Source organism: Bacillus sp. FSL K6-2944, from assembly GCF_038005385.1.
GTDB classification, from domain to species: domain Bacteria; phylum Bacillota; class Bacilli; order Bacillales; family Bacillaceae_G; genus Bacillus_A; species Bacillus_A cereus.
This window is the reverse complement of sequence record NZ_JBBOTE010000003.1, coordinates 120487-138512: the sequence shown is the minus strand read 5'-3', so window position 1 is coordinate 138512 and position 18026 is coordinate 120487. Positions and strand designations below refer to the sequence as shown.

Here is an 18026-nt window from a genome sequence, read left to right as displayed (position 1 = left end):
CTATGATCCGCACGGAAGAGATGCTTTTGAATGTAGGACCTCAGCATCCGAGTACACATGGTGTGTTCAGGCTCGTAATTAAGATTGACGGGGAAATTATTAAAGAAGCTACACCTGTTATTGGATATTTGCATCGCGGGACCGAAAAGATCGCTGAGAGCTTACAGTATACGCAAATTATCCCTTATACAGATCGAATGGACTATTTATCAGCCATGACGAATAATTACGTCATTTGCCATGCTGTGGAGACGATGATGGGGCTTGAAATTCCGGAGCGTGCCGAATACTTGCGAGTACTTGCGATGGAGTTAGGAAGAATTGCGAGTCATCTCGTTTGGTGGGGGACGAATCTTCTTGATATAGGAGCGGTCAGCCCGTTTTTGTACGCGTTTCGTGAACGAGAGATGATTATAAATTTATTAAATGAATTATGCGGGGCACGGCTTACTTTTAACTATATGAGAGTTGGTGGTGTGAAGTGGGATGCGCCAGATGGTTGGATTGAAAAGGTGGAAGAGTTTGTTCCGTATATGAGGGAGCAATTAGCAGGTTATCATGATCTTGTTAGCGGTAATGAGATTTTCTTAAATCGTGTGAAAGGCGTTGGTATATATAGCGCGGAAGAAGCGATCTCGTATTCTTTAAGCGGAGCAAATTTGCGGTGCACTGGAGTAAACTGGGATCTTCGCAAAGATGAGCCGTATTCGATTTATGATCGTTTTGATTTTGATATTCCTGTTGGAAGCGTGGGAGATGCTTGGGATCGCTACGTTTGCCGAATGCAAGAAATCGAGGAGTCTTTAAAGATTGTTGAGCAAGCGGTTCAGCAGTTCCCGAAAGATGGAGCTGTGCTGGCAAAAGTACCGAAAATTATTAAGGCACCTAAGGGAGAAGCATTTGTACGTATCGAATCGCCGCGCGGAGAGATTGGTTGTTATATCGCAAGTGACGGAAAGAAAGAGCCGTACCGTTTGAAGTTTCGTAGGCCATCTTTTTATAACTTGCAAATTTTACCGAAGTTATTGAAAGGTGAAAACATCGCTAATTTAATTACGATTTTAGGTGGAGTTGATATTGTACTTGGGGAGGTTGATGGCTAATGATTGAGACGCTCTTACAATCACCTTCAAGCTGGACGAATTTCTTCATTTTTTTCGGATTAGCGGTACTTCTACTATTTGCAGTCCTTGGCTTCGTTACATATGGAATTTTGGCAGAACGGAAAGTGATGGGGTTTATGCAAGGGCGGATTGGACCAAACCAGGTTGGAGGCCGATTCGGTTTACTGCAAACGGTAGCTGATGTTTTAAAACTATTATTGAAAGAAGATAGTATTCCGAAAGCAGCAGATAAACCGCTGTTTATATTAGCGCCTGTCATTGCATTTGCACCAGCATTTATGGTGCTTGCGGTTATCCCGTTCACTGATAAATTTCAATTTGCAGATATTGGAGTCGGGCTACTTTATTATATTGCTGTTTCCGGTATTACGACGATAGGTGTTGTAACTGGGGGATGGGCATCGAATAATAAATATTCCCTTTTAGGAGGGATGCGTGCGGCGGCGCAAATGATTTCTTATGAGATTCCGCTCGTAATGAGTGTAATTGGCATCGTTTTGCTAGCTGGTAGTCTGAATTTAAATGAGATTGTAGCGGCGCAGGAGAGGGTCTGGTACATTTTCGTACAGCCAATTGGATTCGTCGTTTTCTTAATCGCAGCAGTTGCAGAGTTAAATAGGACGCCATTCGATTTGCCGGAAGCGGAGTCAGAACTTGTTTCTGGATATCATACGGAATACTCAGGTTTTCGCTGGGCGTTTTTCATGCTTTCAGAGTACGTATATTTCTTCGGGATGGCATCGTTAATTACAGTGCTCTTTTTAGGCGGATGGAATCCAGTCATGTTTCTTGGATTTATCCCAGGTGCCGTATGGTTTGCTTTGAAATTTAGCAGTGTAGTCTTTCTATTAATTTGGTTCCGCGTTACGTTCCCGCGTATAAGAGGTGACCAGTTAATGGAGTTTGGATGGAAAGTATTATTGCCGATTGCACTTGCAAATATTTTCTTAACGGCATTGATTAAGGAGTTATTCTTCTAATCTATGAGGGGGGTGCCAGTAAGAGATGAAAGGACTATTTAAAGGGTTAAAATATACATTAAGTAATTTGAGCAAGAAGAAGGTAACGTATGATTATCCAAATCAACCGTTGCCGTTGCCAGACCGTTTTCGGGGGATTCAAAAATTTTATCCGGAGAAATGTATTGTTTGTAATCAGTGCTCTAACATTTGTCCGACAGACTGTATTCAGTTAACAGGAAAGAAACATCCGGATCCTACGAAAAAAGGAAAAATTATCGACACGTATGATATTAATTTTGAAATTTGTATTCTTTGTGATTTATGTACAGAAGTTTGTCCGACAGAGGCAATTGTCATGACAAATAACTTTGAACTCGCGGAATATTCACGTGATGACTTATTTAAAAATTTGCAGTGGCTTGACGAAAACGACGAAAACGTCAGGAAGGAGAATAAGGCATGAATGGCGAGTTTGTAGCATTCTTTATACTATCCTTGTCTGCAATTATCGGCGGTGTTCTTATGTTGAACTTAACGAAAGTTATGCACATGATGCTAGCTCTCGTTCTGACATTTCTCAGCATTGCAGGTTTGTATTTTCTTTTGTCAGCCGAATTTATAGGCGTTGCACAAATTTTACTTTACTCTGGTGCAATCACAATTATTATGATTTTCGGCATTATGTTAACGAAACATAACGCGGAAAATGAATCGCGTCTTACTCTTCGAAAATGGATTATCTTCTTTGCAGTTGTAGCATTTGGAGCGGTTATGTATTTCGCTGTTAATAATGTTGATTTTGCAAATGAAAGCACACAAGGAAGTTTACCTCTCCATGAAAACAACACACTTCAAATCGGTACGCTTCTCTATTCAAAATATATTATTCCATTTGAACTAACTTCAGTTATTTTACTTGTAGCACTCGTTGGCGCAATTATACTTGCGAAAAAGGACGAGAAAGAGGAGGATTCCAATGAGTAGCGTTCCAGCTTCTGCATATTTAACACTTGCGATTATTTTGTTTTGCATCGGTCTATTTGGAGCTTTAACAAAGCGGAATACAGTAATCGTATTAGTTTGTATCGAATTAATGCTGAATGCTGCCAATTTAAACTTAGTGGCGTTTAGTAAATTAGGCTTATTTCCGAATTTAACAGGTCAAATTTTCTCACTGTTTACGATGGCTGTAGCGGCAGCGGAAGCGGCGGTAGGACTCGCTATTTTAATTGCTTTATATCGTAATCGTACGACAGTTCAGGTGGATGAAATGGATACGCTCAAAGGATAGCATTGTGACCGAAAAAGGGGGAAGGAAACAATGATCGATTATGCATGGCTCATACCGCTTTTCCCACTCGTTTCGTTTTTGTTACTTATTATATTCGGGAAGAAAATTAGAGAAGGAAGCAGCGTACTTAGTATTTTTTTCGTCTTTCTCTCCTTTATACTTGCGGTACTTGTGTTAATAGAAAGGTTTTCAGAAGCAAGCGTGAAGCATAAGTGGGTGTGGCTTAGAGCTGGAGATGTGGATATATCATTCGGCTTTGAAGTGACTGCATTAGGAGCTTTAATGTTATTTATCGTGACGCTTGTGAGTCTACTTGTACATGTGTATTCGAAAGGTTATATGAAAGGTGATGAACGATTACCAACCTTTTACGCATATTTAGGACTCTTTACATTTGCGATGTTAGGGCTTGTTATATCAACGAATTTATTACAACTTTATATATTTTGGGAATTAGTTGGCCTTGGCTCATTTTTACTTATCGGTTTTTATTTCTTTAAAGAAGAAGCGAAGGCTGCTGCAAAAAAGGCTTTTATTATGACCCGTATTGGGGATGTTGGTTTATTTATCGGGATGATTTTAATTTTTTGGTACGCAGGTAGTTTTGAATATGACGCAATATTTAGGGCGATTTATACAGGGGATCTACCTCCTTACATGATTACAATAACAGCGATATTAATTTTTATCGGGGCGATGGGGAAATCAGGTCAGTTCCCGCTTCATACGTGGTTGCCAGATGCAATGGAGGGGCCAACGCCCGTTTCGGCACTTATTCACGCGGCGACGATGGTCGCAGCTGGCGTATATTTAGTAGCGACGATGTTCCCTCTATTTTCAGCAAGTACAGTGGCGATGCAGACAGTGGCAATCGTTGGAGCTTTCACTGCAATCTTTGCGGCCTCTATCGGTCTTGTGCAAACAGATATAAAGAGGGTGCTTGCTTATTCTACAGTTAGCCAGCTCGGGTATATGATGCTCGCGTTAGGTTCTGCCGGTTATGTAGCTGGTATATTTCATTTAACGACACATGCTTTTTTTAAAGCACTACTATTTTTGGCGGCAGGAAGTGTAATTCATGCTGTGCATACGCAAAACATTAATAAAATGGGCGGTTTACAGAAGAAGATGAAAGTAACTGGTACGCTATTTTTAATAGGTACCCTTGCCATTAGCGGTGTTCCGCTGCTTTCCGGTTTTTTCAGCAAAGATGAAATTTTAGCGGCGACGTGGATGAATGGCAATTACGTTTTATTTACTTTAGCGGTAATTGCGGCGTTTTTAACAGCGTTCTATATGTTCCGCCTATATTTTCTTGTCTTTACTGGAGAAACGAAGACGAAGGAAGAAGTGCATGAATCGCCTCGCGTTATGACGTATCCAATGATTGTTCTCGGCGTTCTCGCAGTAGTGGTAGGATATATAAATACACCATGGTTTGGGACGTTTCTCGGAGATTGGTTGACGAAAGATGTAGGGTTTAAGGTTGAAGAAGCGCATGGACCAGTTTGGATTATGATTGTTGCGACACTCGTTTCATTTGCGGGAATCGCTCTTGCATATTTCATATATAGCAAGAAATCAATTTCTAGGAATTGGGCTGGGGGTACGGAAACATCGCTTTATAATCTTTTGAAAGAAAAATATTATGTGGATGAACTATATAACATGACGGTGATCCCTATTACGAAAGGAATCGCTCATGTGCTTCGCTTATTTGAAGTGTATGTAGTCGAAGGAATTGCAGTTTTAATTGCAAGTGTAGTGAAAGGCACAAGTAACCTTGGATCGAAACTTCAAAACGGGAATGTACAAGTGTACGGTACTGTAACGGCGGTTTCGCTCGCTGTACTCGTCATTATTTTGCTCTATACGGGAGGGGATTTACGATGAATGATTTGTTGTTAACGTTCTTCATTTTTTCCCCGCTTTTAGGAATTTTATTGCTTGTATTAACACCGAAAAAGGAATTGCGTACAGTGCGAGCGCTTGGCTTATTTGGGACGGCACTGCCATTTGGAATCGCTATCGTCCTCGCTTGTACATATGCTTCTGGAAAGAATTTGTCACTATTCGATGAAAAGATGAAATGGATTAAGTTCGGCGATTTTACAGCGGTAGATAAAAGGTGGTTTTCTATTTATTACGAGCTCGGTATTGATGGTTTGTCGCTTGTCATGATGGTACTGACGGCTCTTCTAGCAACGCTTGCAGCAATTGCAGCCTTTTCTATTAAAAGAAATTTAAAAGCATTTTATATGCTGTTACTCATGCTAGAAATAGGAATACTCGGTGTCTTTGCTGCTCAAAACTTAATGTTGTTTTTTATCTTCTTTGAAATTACGTTGCCACCAATGTTCTTATTAATTGGAAAGTGGGGAAAATTGTCGAGTGAAAAGGCTGCGTATAGTTATTTAATATATAACGGTATTGGCTCAGCTATTTTGCTCATTATTTTCTCAATTTTGTTCGCGAAAACAGGTACAACAAATATTGTGGAGCTGAAAGAGATATTAAGAAGCGTAAACGCAGAGGGAGCACTCGTCATCCCAAGTAGTTTGCAGCTTAGTGTATTTATTGCCATAATGATTGCTTTTGCAATTAAACTACCTGTTTTTCCGTTGCACCGCTGGATGGTCAATGTACACATAGAAGCGCATCCAGCTGTAGTTATGCTTCATGCGGGTGTTTTGCTGAAGATTGGAGCGTACGGTATTATTCGCTTCGGGAAAGGGCTATTCCCGGAATATTTTCACGATGTTGCAACACTAATTGCGATATTAGGCGTAATTAATTTATTATACGGTGCCTTTTTAGCGCTCATCCAAACAGACTTTAGGAAAGTACTGGCCTACTCTAGTATTTCGCATATGGGAATTGTGTTAATGGGACTTGCGTCACTTAATGCACCTGGTACACAAGGAGCGTTATTCCAGGTTGTATCGCACGGTTTAATTGCAGCCTTGCTGTTTTTCTTACTCGGTGTTATAGAACAACGTTTCGGAACATCAGACATTACAGCGCTTGGTGGACTCGCAAAAAGTGTCCCAGTACTTAGCGGCTTCTTCTTAGCAGGAGGAATGGCATCGCTCGGATTACCAGGGATGTCTGGGTTTGTTAGTGAATTTCTTGCCTTTCTCGGTTTATTTCAAGGAGAGCCCGTCATTGCTGCAGTCGGTGTGATTGGCATCATTTTAACCGCTGTGTATGTATTAAGGGCGACACTTCAAGTGACATTTGGAAAGAAAGAGTGGGAAGCAAAATCTGATATACACGGATGGGAGTATGTCCCTGTTTTACTACTTATCTTTTGTATTATTGCAATTGGAGTTATGCCAGAGATACTAGGAGATCCGCTTCAAAATACATTGAAAACATTGGGGGTGAAGTAGGATGGATATGAATACGTTACTTAGCTTATCGTGGCATCTAATGGTGCCAGAATTTATTATTCTCGGCGCCGCCATCCTCCTTTCCATATGTGATTTGTTTTTTAAGCTGAACCATAGATATGTAGCTCTTGGTGCGATTGCTGCCATCGTATTAGCAATCGTGTCATTAATTACTCTATATAGCGAACCGGCAGGAGATATTTTAAATGGATCGTTTGTGTTAGATGGATTTTCAAAAGGGTTTAAAACGTTGCTATTAGGTGCCTCAGCTCTCATTTTATGCACCGCGATGAGCGATGATAAGAAGAATCCAATCGAAGATAAGGGCGAATATTATTATTTATTTTTAATGGCGCTTCTTGGTGCGATGTTCATGGCTTCTAGTGTTGATTTTATTACCCTTTTCGTTGGTTTGGAGTTACTTTCACTTTCTTCTTATATTTTAGTAGGAATACGAAAAAAGAGCCGTGCATCAAATGAAGCGGCAATGAAATATGTCATTAGCGGAGGAATTGGAACGGCGATTACGCTCTTCGGAATGAGTTATTTATACGGTATTACAGGTTCAACTAACATTGTAGATATGCAAAAGGTACTCACTGGGGAGCTCGCTAGTGGTATTCAGTTATTGTTAGCTCTCGCATTTCTTTTATTGCTAGTTGGTCTCTCATTTAAAATTGCCACAGTGCCGTTTCATATGTGGGCACCTGATGTGTATGAAGGAGCGACTACACCTGTTACTGCTTTTCTTGGAACGATTTCTAAAATTGCTGGGTTCCTACTCATTATTCGTTTGTTCCTTATGATCTTTGCAAGTGTATTAATACAAGGAGATATGCAATCTTTATATGGGCATATGAGTATATATATTGCAGTGCTAGCAAGTATTACGATGATTGTTGGGAATGTAGTCGCATTAAAACAATACAATATAAAGCGTTTATTTGCTTATTCGGGCATTGCTCATGCAGGATATTTACTCGTTCCACTTGTGGCATTATCACCATTTACGATGGATAGCATATGGTTTTATATGCTGGCATACATGCTTATGAATATAGGGGCATTTGCTATCATCCATGGCTTAATCTTACAAAATAATGAGGAAAATATAACAATTTTCACAGGTTTATATAAAAGGTCGCCATTTACAGCGATAATGATGACAATTTTTATTTTATCGTTGGCTGGGATACCAGGAACGGCTGGCTTCATTGGAAAGATTAATATCTTTTTAGGCGCACTTCATGTAGAGCCAGCACATTACGTACTAGCTTCGATTATGATGGGTACGACAGTTGTTTCATTCGTATATTATTTCCGTATTTTACAACAAATGTTTTTCCGCACCGGAGAGACAGAAGAGAGAATACGGTTACCGTTAAATATAAAGGTTGTTATGAGTCTTTGTGCAATTTCGATTGTAATACTAGGGATTATGCCGATGATTGGGTACAATTTCTTTTATGAATATTTTCCATTAATGAAAGATTTCTTCTTCTTAGGGAACGTGGTACAATAGTGAAAATAAAAGGTGTGGAGTCAGTACTCTGCGCTTTTTATTTTGTGTTAACTTGTAATGTAGATATACATTTTTGGAAAGAAAATCACGATGTAAAATGTAAGATGTCTATGTGCATTTGAAAAAGTGTAGCTCCTACTTATTATGGTATCGTTTTTATATTCTTTCATAAGTAGTAGCTGAGTAAAAAGGGGTCGATTTTTTGGCACAACTTTTAGGGCAACAAGCACTGATTGCCATTGTTTCGCATTTATTGTTTATTACCATTACGTGGTGGGCCTTACAAGGCATTCACATTGAGCGTTTAATGAAGTCCGGAAAAGTGCTGCAGACGAGAGTATTACTCATCTTAATTACAATTGCAATTGGGACATCTGTAAGTAACTTTTTCCTTGATTATTTAGGCTATTCGAAGAGTTTAACGTATTTAGTAAAGTAAGTGTATAGAACCTCAAATCTCCGTTAACAATGGGGATAGGAGGGGATGAAATTGAAGCTTAAAGCCATTCTTATTGTTGCACTTAGTGTTGTTTTATTTTTGGTTGGATATAGAGAGATGAAACCGATAAGCGATGAACAGAAAATGGAGAGCATGATCAAGGCTTTAGAGAAAAATGATGCTAAAGTAGAAAAATGGTCATGGTTAGCGAGAGAAACAAAAACAATTTCTAACATACATACGTTTCAAAAGTTGTTAAACGATGTGAAGGAAAAGGCAAATATTCAAAAGTGGGAAGTAGAGCAATCTCCAGATGGATATAAAGCTACATCCTATAAAAAGCTTTCTTCTTATGAAGAACGAGTAGTAGTAACTTGGAGTAAAGAAAATACTAAAGAAAACACTTTCATTATCTTTGAAGTAAGTGGGGCGAAATGGGACCCGAAGTATGTTCGAAACATGAATAAAATTTTTAGTGAAAAACCTATAATTTACACTTGTGTTCAAGGTGTACTGAATGATAAGATTGAAGGTGTTTTGCAAAATAAAACCAATCAGGTTTTGAAAGATCTTTCAGCAAGAGCGATCGAACAAGTAGAAGAAAGAGCATTTGTGTCAGTCTCCGCATACAATAAAAAGTGGGATGACGCTCTTTCAACAAATAGAGAGAAAATAAATGTGCAAATAGCAATACGTTCTACAGACAACAAAGATACAATTGTGGTTGGCACACCGATCATAACTTCTGAGTATTGAGTGAATAGATACTGAAAAAAGGACACGGAGGGGAATAATTTGGAAAAGATCATCGTCCGTGGCGGAAAGCGGTTAAACGGCACAGTGCGTGTTGAGGGCGCAAAAAATGCTGTATTACCTATAATCGCTGCAGCCCTATTAGCGAGTGATGGAAAGAATGTACTATCTGAAGTACCAGTTTTGTCTGATGTATACACAATTAATGAGGTATTACGTCATTTAAATGCTGAAGTCGTATTTGAAAATAATCAAGTAACAATCGATTCTTCTAAAGAACTAAACATTGAAGCACCATTTGAATATGTACGTAAAATGCGTGCATCTGTTCAAGTAATGGGACCATTATTAGCACGTAACGGTCGTGCTCGTATTGCACTTCCTGGTGGATGTGCAATTGGTTCACGTCCAATTGACCAACATTTAAAAGGCTTCGAAGCAATGGGAGCAAAAGTACAGGTTGGTAACGGTTTTGTTGAGGCATATGTTGAGGGAGAACTAAAAGGAGCTAAAATCTACTTAGACTTCCCAAGCGTAGGCGCGACAGAAAACATTATGTCTGCAGCTACATTAGCAAAAGGGACAACAATTCTTGAAAACGCAGCGAAAGAACCAGAAATCGTTGACTTAGCTAACTTCTTAAATGCGATGGGAGCGAAAGTACGCGGAGCTGGAACTGGAACGATTCGTATCGAAGGCGTTGATAAATTATATGGTGCAAACCACTCTATTATTCCTGACCGTATTGAAGCGGGAACATTCATGGTTGCAGCAGCAATTACTGGTGGAGACATCTTAATTGAAAATGCTGTACCTGAACATTTACGCTCAATTACAGCGAAAATGGAAGAAATGGGTGTTAAAATTATTGAGGAAAACGAAGGTGTACGTGTTATCGGCCCAGATAAGTTAAAAGCGGTTGATATTAAAACTATGCCTCACCCAGGTTTCCCAACAGACATGCAATCACAAATGATGGCATTATTACTACAAGCTGATGGAACAAGCATGATTACAGAAACGGTATTCGAAAACCGCTTTATGCACGTTGAAGAATTCCGTCGTATGAATGCTGATATTAAAATTGAAGGTCGTTCTGTTATTATGAACGGTCCAAACAGCTTACAAGGTGCTGAAGTAGCAGCAACTGACTTACGTGCTGCAGCTGCATTAATCTTAGCTGGTTTAGTATCAGAAGGTTATACTCGTGTAACTGAGTTAAAACATCTTGACCGTGGCTATGTAAACTTCCATAAGAAATTAGCTGCATTAGGTGCAACTATTGAACGTGTAAACGAAAAAGTAGAAGAAGTGAAAGAACAAGAAGTTTCTGATCTTCACGCTTAATTAAAATAGTCTCTATGTCTTTTGACATAGGGGCTATTTTTTTGGGTTATTACTGTTATAGTCAATAAATTCTATACTTATGCACGTACCAGTAAAAATATTTAGAAAATTTCTGTTTTATACTCTTCCCCTTAAGTATGTTCTAAAAGAAAGAGTTGTTCCATAAGAATGAATGGAGTAAAGCTTTTATATTGGAGGAAAATAGGATGAAATTTTCAAAGCCACTTTTTATTACAGTAGCGCTCTTAATAGCGCTCGTTATCATTGTACCTGCAGCCCTTGTTATTCCATTTGCGAAAGCAAAAGTAGGGGAAGAAACGGCCTCTAAAACTCCTCCAGCGATAGAAAGCATACCAGCTCCAGGAAAAGTAGATACAGCTGTTCAAGTTGCTGTATATCGCGAAAAACAGAAGAAGGTAGAAACATTACCAGTGGAGGAGTATGTGACAGGTGTAGTAGCTTCTGAGATGAATGCCAGTTTTGAAATAGAGGCACTAAAGGCGCAGGCATTAGCAGCGAGAACATTTGTAGTACAACGTATGCTAAGCGGAGGAAAGAAAAATAATGCGGACGTGACAGATACGGTGAAAGATCAAGTGTACAAAAGCAAAGATGAATTGAAGAAGCAATGGGGTAATAACTACGAAAATAATTTGAAGAAAATCGAAGAAGCCGTTTCGAAAACAGCAGGACAAGTTTTAACGTATGATGGAAAACCAATTTCAGCATCCTTCTTTTCAACGAGTAATGGTCGAACAGAAAATGCAGCTGACTATTGGGGAAATGATTATCCGTACTTGAAAAGTGTAGATAGTCCGTGGGATCAAGCCTCTCCAAAGTTTACGAGCGAGCAAACATTTACAGTAGCTGATTTTCAAAAACGTCTCGGTGTGAAAGTGCTAGCAGACGGAAAGGTTGGCAATATTAAAGACCTTACGGAAGGAAAGCGCGTAAAGGATGTAGCTTTTCAAGGAAAAACATTAACTGGAAAAGAAGTTCGTGAAAAGTTAGATTTACGTTCTTCTGATTTTACGTGGAAACAACAAGGAGATAAAATCATCGTTACGACGAAAGGTTTCGGTCACGGCGTTGGTATGAGTCAATACGGGGCGAACGGCATGGCAGCGGAAGGAAAGAAATATACAGATATCGTCGCTCATTACTATAAAGGCGTTGAAATAAAGACGATGAATGATTATGAAGGGAAATTGATGGTGAAGAAATAGGTGTCAGAACTCTGGCACCTATTTCTTTTTGTTTAAAATATCATAATTTTCCATTAACTGTTTGATATAATAGGATAAAAAGGCATTTGGGGGAAATGAAATGGCGTTACTAGAGTTGAAACAGTTAGGGAAGACGAACCAGTTACCGGAAATTGAGCTAAAGGTTGAAAAAGGACAATGTATTGTTTTGCAATGCAATAATCATACAGCTAAAGTGTTACACCGCATTATTATTGGTGAAGAAGAAGCTTCGACTGGCAATGTACTGTTTGAAGGAGAAGTGATTGGAAAGAAAAATTATTCCCGCATCGGTTTTTGTTTTTTGAAAGATGAGGCATATGATCGTTTGAAGGTGAAGGAATACTTTAAGTTTTTAATAGGGCTTTATGAATCAAAGATAAGTATAGAAGAAGTTGTGCAGTCTGTTGGTCTCCTAGATAAGCTAAACGTTAAAATAGAAAAACTATCATTTTCAGAGAAGCGTCGTCTTCATATTGGACGAATAATGATTCATAATCCGGATTTAATTATTTTGGAAGAACCGGAGCAAAATGTAGATATAGAGAGTACGGTTATTATTCGAAAAGCAATTATGAAAATGAAAGAGCAAGGAAAGGCAATCTTTATTACGTCATCATTTTTATCGGATGCCCTTTCGTTAACAGAGGATGTATACATATTAAACAATGATGGTGTGAAAAAGATAGAAATTGAGCAAGAGGAAGTGGAAGAAGTCGGTGAAGAAAAAGTCATTCAAATGATTCCGCAAATGAAGTTAGAAAGAATACCTGCGAAAGTGAACGATAAAATCATTTTACTTGATCCGATGGAAATCCATTTCATTGAAACGCAAAACGGAGTAACGCATATTCACGTTCGTGAAGGTGATTTCGTATGTGCATTAACATTAAGTGAACTAGAAGCAAGATTAACAGGTTTTGGTTTCTTTAGATGTCATCGCTCGTATCTTGTGAATTTACAAAGAGTACGAGAAGTGATTACTTGGACTCGTAACAGTTTTAGTTTAATTTTGGATGACGAAAGAAAAAGTTCAATTCCGCTTTCAAAAGGACGCATGGATGAATTAAAAGGCGTGATTGGGCTATAAAAAGTGCTCCAATAAGCTTAACATGCGATCCATTCACCGGTAAAAATACTCCTTTTACCGGTATTTTACTGCGTAAACCCTTTGTTTTTCATATGATTGAGTCAAGAAAAGTGAAACAAACGAACGAAAAGCGCTAAAGCGACTTTCATCTATAAAGAAGAAAAACAAAGGGGATGAAGAAATGACATTGGCAATTGAAATGAAAGATGTAATGAAAAGTTTCGACGGAAAAACGGCACTTCGAAATGTAAATATTGAGGTGAAGCGAGGAGAGATATTCGGATTCCTCGGACCGAGTGGATCTGGTAAGACGACAACAGTAAAAATTTTAACTTCTCAATTGCTTCATAGTGTTGGAACGGTAAGAGTATTAGGGAAAGATATTACAGGACCAAGTAGCATCGATTATAAACGAATTGGTATTTTAACAGATAACAGCGGCTTATATGAAAGACTTAGCATTTATGATAACTTACTATTATTTTGTGACTTATATGATTGCAAAAAAGAACGAATCGATGAAGTACTAGCACAAGTGAATTTATTAGATGATAAAAAAACACCAGTAAAAAAATTATCAAAGGGAATGAAACAACGCGTCACATTAGCTAGAGCAATCCTTCATAAACCAGATATCCTCTTCTTAGACGAACCAACATCTGCACTTGATCCAGTAAACGTACAAAATATTCATAAAATCTTAAAAGACTTAAATAAAGAAGGAACAACGATTTTCTTAACGACACACAACATGGACGAAGCAGAAACGCTTTGTAACCGTATTGCCTTCCTTTGTGGCGGAGAAATTGTAGCGCTTGATACGCCAGAGAACCTGCGCTTGCAATACGCTAAGGATCAAATAGAGGTCGTATTAAAAGATAAACAAAAAGAAGTAGTGCAAAAAGATGAATTAGGCGCAAAACGTATTTCAGAATGGATGAACAAAGGAGAATTACTATCCATTCATTCACACGAACCAACGCTAGGAGATATTTTTATTGAAGTTACTGGGAGGGGATTATAATGACATTTTCAATGAGACGTGTATCAGCTATTTTTAGAAAAGAAGTACAAGATTTTAAGACAAATTCACAAGTGTTGTTAATGGCATTTTTACCAATTATACTTTCATTTTTGTTTAGCAGATTTGGAGTGGGAAAGGAAATGTTAGGTATTACTACTATAACGGCCTTCCTATTTGTCGCAGGCTTTGTTCAATCTATGGTAATTGCAGAAGAAAAAGAAAAACATACATTGCGTGTATTAATGCTATCACCGGCATCTTCGGTTGAAGTTCTACTTGGAAAGAGTTTATTAACATCGGGTCTGACGATGGTCATTTGTATTGTAAATTTATTCATTTTAGATCAGTTAAATATTAATCTTCCATTGGTAGGATTGATATTCTTATGCGGAACTATTTTGTTTATCGTACTTGGAACAATGATCGGATTACTTGCATCTTCTGTACCACAAACATCAATAATTGGAATGCCGATATTAATGACGATGTATTTGGCTGTACAGTTTGAGCCAATGGTTGAAAATAAAGTAATTAAGACGATGATTGGATATCTTCCAACATCTCATATTGTGAAAGCACTTAAAAGCTTAGTAGGTGGGGCGGGATTTAGTAGTATTAGTGGGCATGTATTAAATGTTGCAGTTTGGCTTATTATATCGCTCGTTGTATGTTTAATCGTATATAAAAAGAAACAATTAGACTAAAAACTGAGCTAAAAGTGCTCAGTTTTTTCTTTTTTCTATCATTTCCTCGGAAATTTTACAGTTCTTATACATATTTTTACAGATTTTGTCGAAAAGTAATTAGTTATACGTTGTATAGGATACGTGAATATTGTTCAAAATGATTGCTGAGGTGATGATGGAATGCGAGGAAGAAATAATAAAAAGTCGCAAAAGGTAGTACATTTATTTCAAAAAAGATGGGTGTTTCCGGCACTATACATTGCTTGTGCAGCGGTAATCTTAATGGTTGCGCTATGGTTCCAAGGAGCTAATCCGAAGAAGACTCCAAACCACGATCAAGCAACACCGTATACACAATCGGAAGATCCAGCAGTACCAGTAACGAAATCTTCAGAAGTAGTGAAAATGCCAGCTGCCGCGAATGCGGAAGTAGTCGTACAGAAGAAATTCTATGAAGATGCAGCAACTGAGGCGGAACAAGAAAAAGCACTTGTCTTTTATAACAACACATATTCCCCGAACAAAGGAATTGACATTGCTGCGAAGAATGGAAAAGAATTCAATGTTGCTGCTGCTTTAAGTGGTACAGTAACGAAAGCTGAAAAAGATTCACTTCTTGGTTATGTTGTAACAGTTGATAGTGGAAATGGTGTAGCGGTATCTTATCAAAGCTTAGGCAGTGTGAAAGTAGAAAAAGGTGCAAGAGTTGCACAAGGTGAAGTATTAGGAACATCCGGTCTAAGTGCAATGAATAAAGAGGCAGGCTCTCACGTTCACTTTGAAGTACGTAAAGACAATGTGGCTGTGAACCCTGAACGTTACTTAAATAAATCAGTAACAGAAATTAAAGCTGATGCAGGTGCTGCAAAGGCTACGAATGCTTCTGGTAAAAAAGCTGATGACAAATCTCAAAAAGAAGAGAAGTCAACGAGCACGAAACCAGAAAGTAAAACAGAAGACAAGTCTCAAAAAGAAGAGAAATCAACAAGCGGTTCAACTAGTGACAAAAAAGAAGAACCGAAGAAAGAAGAAAAATCAACAAATGGTTCTACAGAATCATCTAACGATTCTTCTTCACAAGAATAAGAAAGTGAAAAAATCAGTTCCCACTAGGGGAGCTGATTTTTTTATTTTTATATAAAAATACTCAATTTCGAGAAAAAAGTTGCAAAAACAAGGAAAAATGACGAGATTCTCGAATATATATTACAAAAGGGAGGGGATACTGTGTCATTTTTATTTGTTCTGTCGACTGCTATTATTTTATTGTTTGTTTTATTCACCTTATATTATTATATTGCCGGTAAGAAAGAGGTTCCCCACCATCAATTATTAGAAGAAGAGTTTGAAAGAGAAGAATGACGCCTTATATATAAGGTGTCATTTTTTTTCGTCAAAATAGTCACTGTTAACGTATTTCTCACAAAAAAACGTAATTTTTCTTAACTTAGTCCGCAAAAATAGTGAACATGTAGCATATATCAGTAGTGCGGGCAATACAATGGTATAAACCAAAGCAAAGAGAGTGTTTGAGGTGAGAAATCGTGAATCATTTCATTATAAATCCAAGAATGTTTAACGCTTACAAACAGCACTCACACTTACTTCTTAGTCGTATGCAGCGAGGCTCATTTCACCCTTCTCACATCCAAATTAGGGAGGCGAGTGGTGTGCACGATTACATCAAAGAGAGAACTATCAAGATTGGTAAGTATATCGTGGAGACAAGAAAGACAGTGCGTGTCATTGCAAAGGAATTTGGGGTATCAAAAAGTACAGTCCATAAAGATTTAACAGAACGTCTACCAGAAATTAATCCAGAGCTCGCAAATGAAGTGAAAGAAATTCTTGATTATCATAAGTCTATTCGTCATTTAAGAGGTGGAGAAGCAACAAAGCAAAAGTATAGAAAAGAAGATGTAGAGAAGCCTGTACGTCAATAATGTTACAGTAGCAAACATTCCGTTCACATTCGGTAATATTTTTCAGAAGAATTCTTTTTGCGAATATTACGTTTCTGTTAAATTTATGATAAAATCAGAAATTAGGTGAAAAGAATTCGGGTGTAACCTGATTTTGAATATCGAGGAGGAAAAAACGGGAATGTTTGCGCGAGATATCGGAATTGACCTAGGTACGGCTAACGTATTAATTCATGTTAAAGGTAAGGGTATTGTATTAAATGAGCCATCTGTTGTGGCAATTGATCGTAATAGTGGTAAAGTATTAGCAGTAGGTGAAGAAGCGAGAAGTATGGTGGGACGTACACCGGGTAATATTGTAGCAATTCGTCCACTTAAAGATGGTGTAATCGCAGACTTCGAAATTACAGAAGCAATGTTAAAGTATTTCATTAACAAATTGGACGTAAAGAGCTTCTTTTCAAAACCTCGTATTTTAATTTGTTGTCCAACAAATATTACATCAGTAGAACAAAAAGCAATTCGTGAAGCTGCTGAACGTTCAGGTGGTAAAACAGTATTTTTAGAAGAAGAACCAAAAGTAGCCGCAGTTGGTGCTGGTATGGAAATCTTCCAACCAAGCGGTAACATGGTTGTTGATATTGGTGGAGGTACAACAGATATCGCTGTACTATCTATGGGTGATATTGTTACCTCTTCCTCTATCAAAATGGCTGGCGATAAGTTTGATATGGAGATCTTAAACTATATTAAACGTAAGTATAAGCTATTAATCGGAGAACGTACTTCAGAAGATATTAAAATTAAAGTTGGTACAGTATTCCCAGGTGCACGTAGCGAAGAGCTTGAAATTCGCGGACGTGACATGGTAACAGGCTTACCACGTACAATTACAGTATGCTCTGAAGAAATTACAGAAGCATTAAAAGAAAATGCAGCTGTTATTGTACAAGCTGCAAAAGGTGTATTAGAGCGCACACCACCAGAATTATCTGCAGATATCATCGACCGCGGTGTTATTCTAACAGGCGGTGGAGCTTTACTACACGGTATCGACATGCTTCTAGCAGAAGAACTAAAAGTACCAGTATTAATTGCTGAAAACCCAATGCACTGCGTTGCGGTTGGTACAGGTATTATGTTAGAGAATATCGACAGATTACCAAAGCGTGCTTTGAGATAATTTGAAAGAACTAAGGCTGACGCCTTAGTTCTTTTTTTTCGTTTTTA

Annotated in this window: 19 protein-coding genes; all 19 read left to right on the top strand. The window is 38.2% G+C overall.

Going from position 1 to position 18026, the window contains the following annotated elements; translation table 11 throughout:
- The first annotated feature begins 2 nt into the window (after window positions 1–2).
- The 19 genes from nuoD (at window position 3) to MHH55_RS27120 (ending at window position 17979) form a co-directional block, all read left to right on the top strand.
- A complete protein-coding gene (gene nuoD, locus MHH55_RS27210; protein ID WP_000621434.1) occupies window positions 3–1103 on the top strand; it encodes an NADH-quinone oxidoreductase subunit NuoD in 1101 nt (366 codons plus the stop codon).
- Window positions 1103–2104: an NADH-quinone oxidoreductase subunit NuoH gene (gene nuoH / locus MHH55_RS27205; protein WP_000573432.1), complete on the top strand. Its 1002-nt coding sequence runs from the start codon at window positions 1103–1105 to the stop codon at window positions 2102–2104. The genes nuoD and nuoH overlap by 1 nt, the downstream gene beginning before the upstream one ends.
- A gap of 25 nt (window positions 2105–2129) precedes the next feature.
- On the top strand, window positions 2130–2549 hold the full coding sequence (gene nuoI / locus MHH55_RS27200; RefSeq protein ID WP_000677191.1) for an NADH-quinone oxidoreductase subunit NuoI: 420 nt from the start codon (window positions 2130–2132) through the stop codon (window positions 2547–2549).
- Entirely contained in the window at window positions 2546–3070 is a 525-nt protein-coding gene (locus MHH55_RS27195; RefSeq protein ID WP_001012812.1) for an NADH-quinone oxidoreductase subunit J, read from the top strand. The genes nuoI and MHH55_RS27195 overlap by 4 nt, the downstream gene beginning before the upstream one ends.
- Window positions 3063–3377, top strand: coding sequence for an NADH-quinone oxidoreductase subunit NuoK (nuoK, locus tag MHH55_RS27190; protein WP_000100079.1), 315 nt, complete (start codon window positions 3063–3065; stop codon window positions 3375–3377). Before MHH55_RS27195 ends, nuoK begins: the two co-directional genes overlap by 8 nt.
- A gap of 30 nt (window positions 3378–3407) precedes the next feature.
- The gene (gene nuoL, locus MHH55_RS27185) at window positions 3408–5270 is read left to right on the top strand and encodes an NADH-quinone oxidoreductase subunit L (RefSeq protein ID WP_078186266.1); all 1863 of its coding nucleotides are present in this window, start codon (window positions 3408–3410) and stop codon (window positions 5268–5270) included.
- A complete protein-coding gene (locus MHH55_RS27180) occupies window positions 5267–6769 on the top strand; it encodes an NADH-quinone oxidoreductase subunit M (RefSeq protein WP_078186265.1) in 1503 nt (500 codons plus the stop codon). Before nuoL ends, MHH55_RS27180 begins: the two co-directional genes overlap by 4 nt.
- Window positions 6770–6776: 7 nt before the next feature.
- Window positions 6777–8291 (top strand): NADH-quinone oxidoreductase subunit NuoN, encoded by a 1515-nt coding sequence (gene nuoN, locus MHH55_RS27175; protein ID WP_340881992.1) that lies wholly within the window; start codon window positions 6777–6779, stop codon window positions 8289–8291.
- A gap of 202 nt (window positions 8292–8493) precedes the next feature.
- Window positions 8494–8730, top strand: a complete 237-nt coding sequence (locus MHH55_RS27170) for a DUF1146 family protein (protein ID WP_000057889.1) — start codon at window positions 8494–8496, stop codon at window positions 8728–8730.
- Between the two features lie 51 nt (window positions 8731–8781).
- A complete protein-coding gene (locus tag MHH55_RS27165; RefSeq protein WP_000767917.1) occupies window positions 8782–9486 on the top strand; it encodes a YwmB family TATA-box binding protein in 705 nt (234 codons plus the stop codon).
- A 39-nt stretch (window positions 9487–9525) separates the two neighbouring features.
- On the top strand, window positions 9526–10830 hold the full coding sequence (gene murA, locus MHH55_RS27160; protein ID WP_000411274.1) for a UDP-N-acetylglucosamine 1-carboxyvinyltransferase: 1305 nt from the start codon (window positions 9526–9528) through the stop codon (window positions 10828–10830).
- Between the two features lie 206 nt (window positions 10831–11036).
- A complete protein-coding gene (gene spoIID / locus MHH55_RS27155; protein ID WP_000672663.1) occupies window positions 11037–12056 on the top strand; it encodes a stage II sporulation protein D in 1020 nt (339 codons plus the stop codon).
- 100 nt (window positions 12057–12156) lie between these two features.
- Window positions 12157–13164, top strand: coding sequence for a LytTR family transcriptional regulator DNA-binding domain-containing protein (locus MHH55_RS27150; protein ID WP_071740228.1), 1008 nt, complete (start codon window positions 12157–12159; stop codon window positions 13162–13164).
- A 181-nt stretch (window positions 13165–13345) separates the two neighbouring features.
- Complete coding sequence (locus tag MHH55_RS27145) at window positions 13346–14188, top strand: ABC transporter ATP-binding protein (protein ID WP_078186263.1); 843 nt, start codon at window positions 13346–13348, stop codon at window positions 14186–14188.
- Window positions 14188–14892, top strand: a complete 705-nt coding sequence (locus MHH55_RS27140; RefSeq protein WP_048655556.1) for an ABC transporter permease — start codon at window positions 14188–14190, stop codon at window positions 14890–14892. Before MHH55_RS27145 ends, MHH55_RS27140 begins: the two co-directional genes overlap by 1 nt.
- A 162-nt stretch (window positions 14893–15054) precedes the next feature.
- Window positions 15055–15960: a M23 family metallopeptidase gene (locus tag MHH55_RS27135; RefSeq protein WP_001214926.1), complete on the top strand. Its 906-nt coding sequence runs from the start codon at window positions 15055–15057 to the stop codon at window positions 15958–15960.
- Window positions 15961–16101: 141 nt separating this feature from the next.
- Window positions 16102–16236 carry a hypothetical protein gene (locus MHH55_RS27130; RefSeq protein WP_000008901.1) on the top strand — a complete coding sequence of 45 codons (135 nt, stop codon included), beginning with the start codon at window positions 16102–16104 and terminating at the stop codon, window positions 16234–16236.
- Between the two features lie 308 nt (window positions 16237–16544).
- A complete protein-coding gene (gene spoIIID, locus MHH55_RS27125; protein WP_000544012.1) occupies window positions 16545–16817 on the top strand; it encodes a sporulation transcriptional regulator SpoIIID in 273 nt (90 codons plus the stop codon).
- Between the two features lie 160 nt (window positions 16818–16977).
- Window positions 16978–17979: a rod shape-determining protein gene (locus tag MHH55_RS27120; protein WP_000457978.1), complete on the top strand. Its 1002-nt coding sequence runs from the start codon at window positions 16978–16980 to the stop codon at window positions 17977–17979.
- Window positions 17980–18026: the final 47 nt, after the last annotated feature.

Bases quoted from the DNA above. Each gene is read 5' to 3' on its own strand.
- nuoD (WP_000621434.1), top strand. From the start codon at position 3: ATGATCCGCACGGAAGAGATGCTTTTGAATGTAGGACCTCAGCATCCG.
- nuoH (WP_000573432.1), top strand. From the start codon at position 1,103: ATGATTGAGACGCTCTTACAATCACCTTCAAGCTGGACGAATTTCTTC.
- nuoI (WP_000677191.1), top strand. From the start codon at position 2,130: ATGAAAGGACTATTTAAAGGGTTAAAATATACATTAAGTAATTTGAGC.
- MHH55_RS27195 (WP_001012812.1), top strand. From the start codon at position 2,546: ATGAATGGCGAGTTTGTAGCATTCTTTATACTATCCTTGTCTGCAATT.
- nuoK (WP_000100079.1), top strand. From the start codon at position 3,063: ATGAGTAGCGTTCCAGCTTCTGCATATTTAACACTTGCGATTATTTTG.
- nuoL (WP_078186266.1), top strand. From the start codon at position 3,408: ATGATCGATTATGCATGGCTCATACCGCTTTTCCCACTCGTTTCGTTT.
- MHH55_RS27180 (WP_078186265.1), top strand. From the start codon at position 5,267: ATGAATGATTTGTTGTTAACGTTCTTCATTTTTTCCCCGCTTTTAGGA.
- nuoN (WP_340881992.1), top strand. From the start codon at position 6,777: ATGAATACGTTACTTAGCTTATCGTGGCATCTAATGGTGCCAGAATTT.
- spoIID (WP_000672663.1), top strand. From the start codon at position 11,037: ATGAAATTTTCAAAGCCACTTTTTATTACAGTAGCGCTCTTAATAGCG.
- MHH55_RS27150 (WP_071740228.1), top strand. From the start codon at position 12,157: ATGGCGTTACTAGAGTTGAAACAGTTAGGGAAGACGAACCAGTTACCG.
- MHH55_RS27145 (WP_078186263.1), top strand. From the start codon at position 13,346: ATGACATTGGCAATTGAAATGAAAGATGTAATGAAAAGTTTCGACGGA.
- MHH55_RS27140 (WP_048655556.1), top strand. From the start codon at position 14,188: ATGACATTTTCAATGAGACGTGTATCAGCTATTTTTAGAAAAGAAGTA.
- MHH55_RS27135 (WP_001214926.1), top strand. From the start codon at position 15,055: ATGCGAGGAAGAAATAATAAAAAGTCGCAAAAGGTAGTACATTTATTT.
- MHH55_RS27120 (WP_000457978.1), top strand. From the start codon at position 16,978: ATGTTTGCGCGAGATATCGGAATTGACCTAGGTACGGCTAACGTATTA.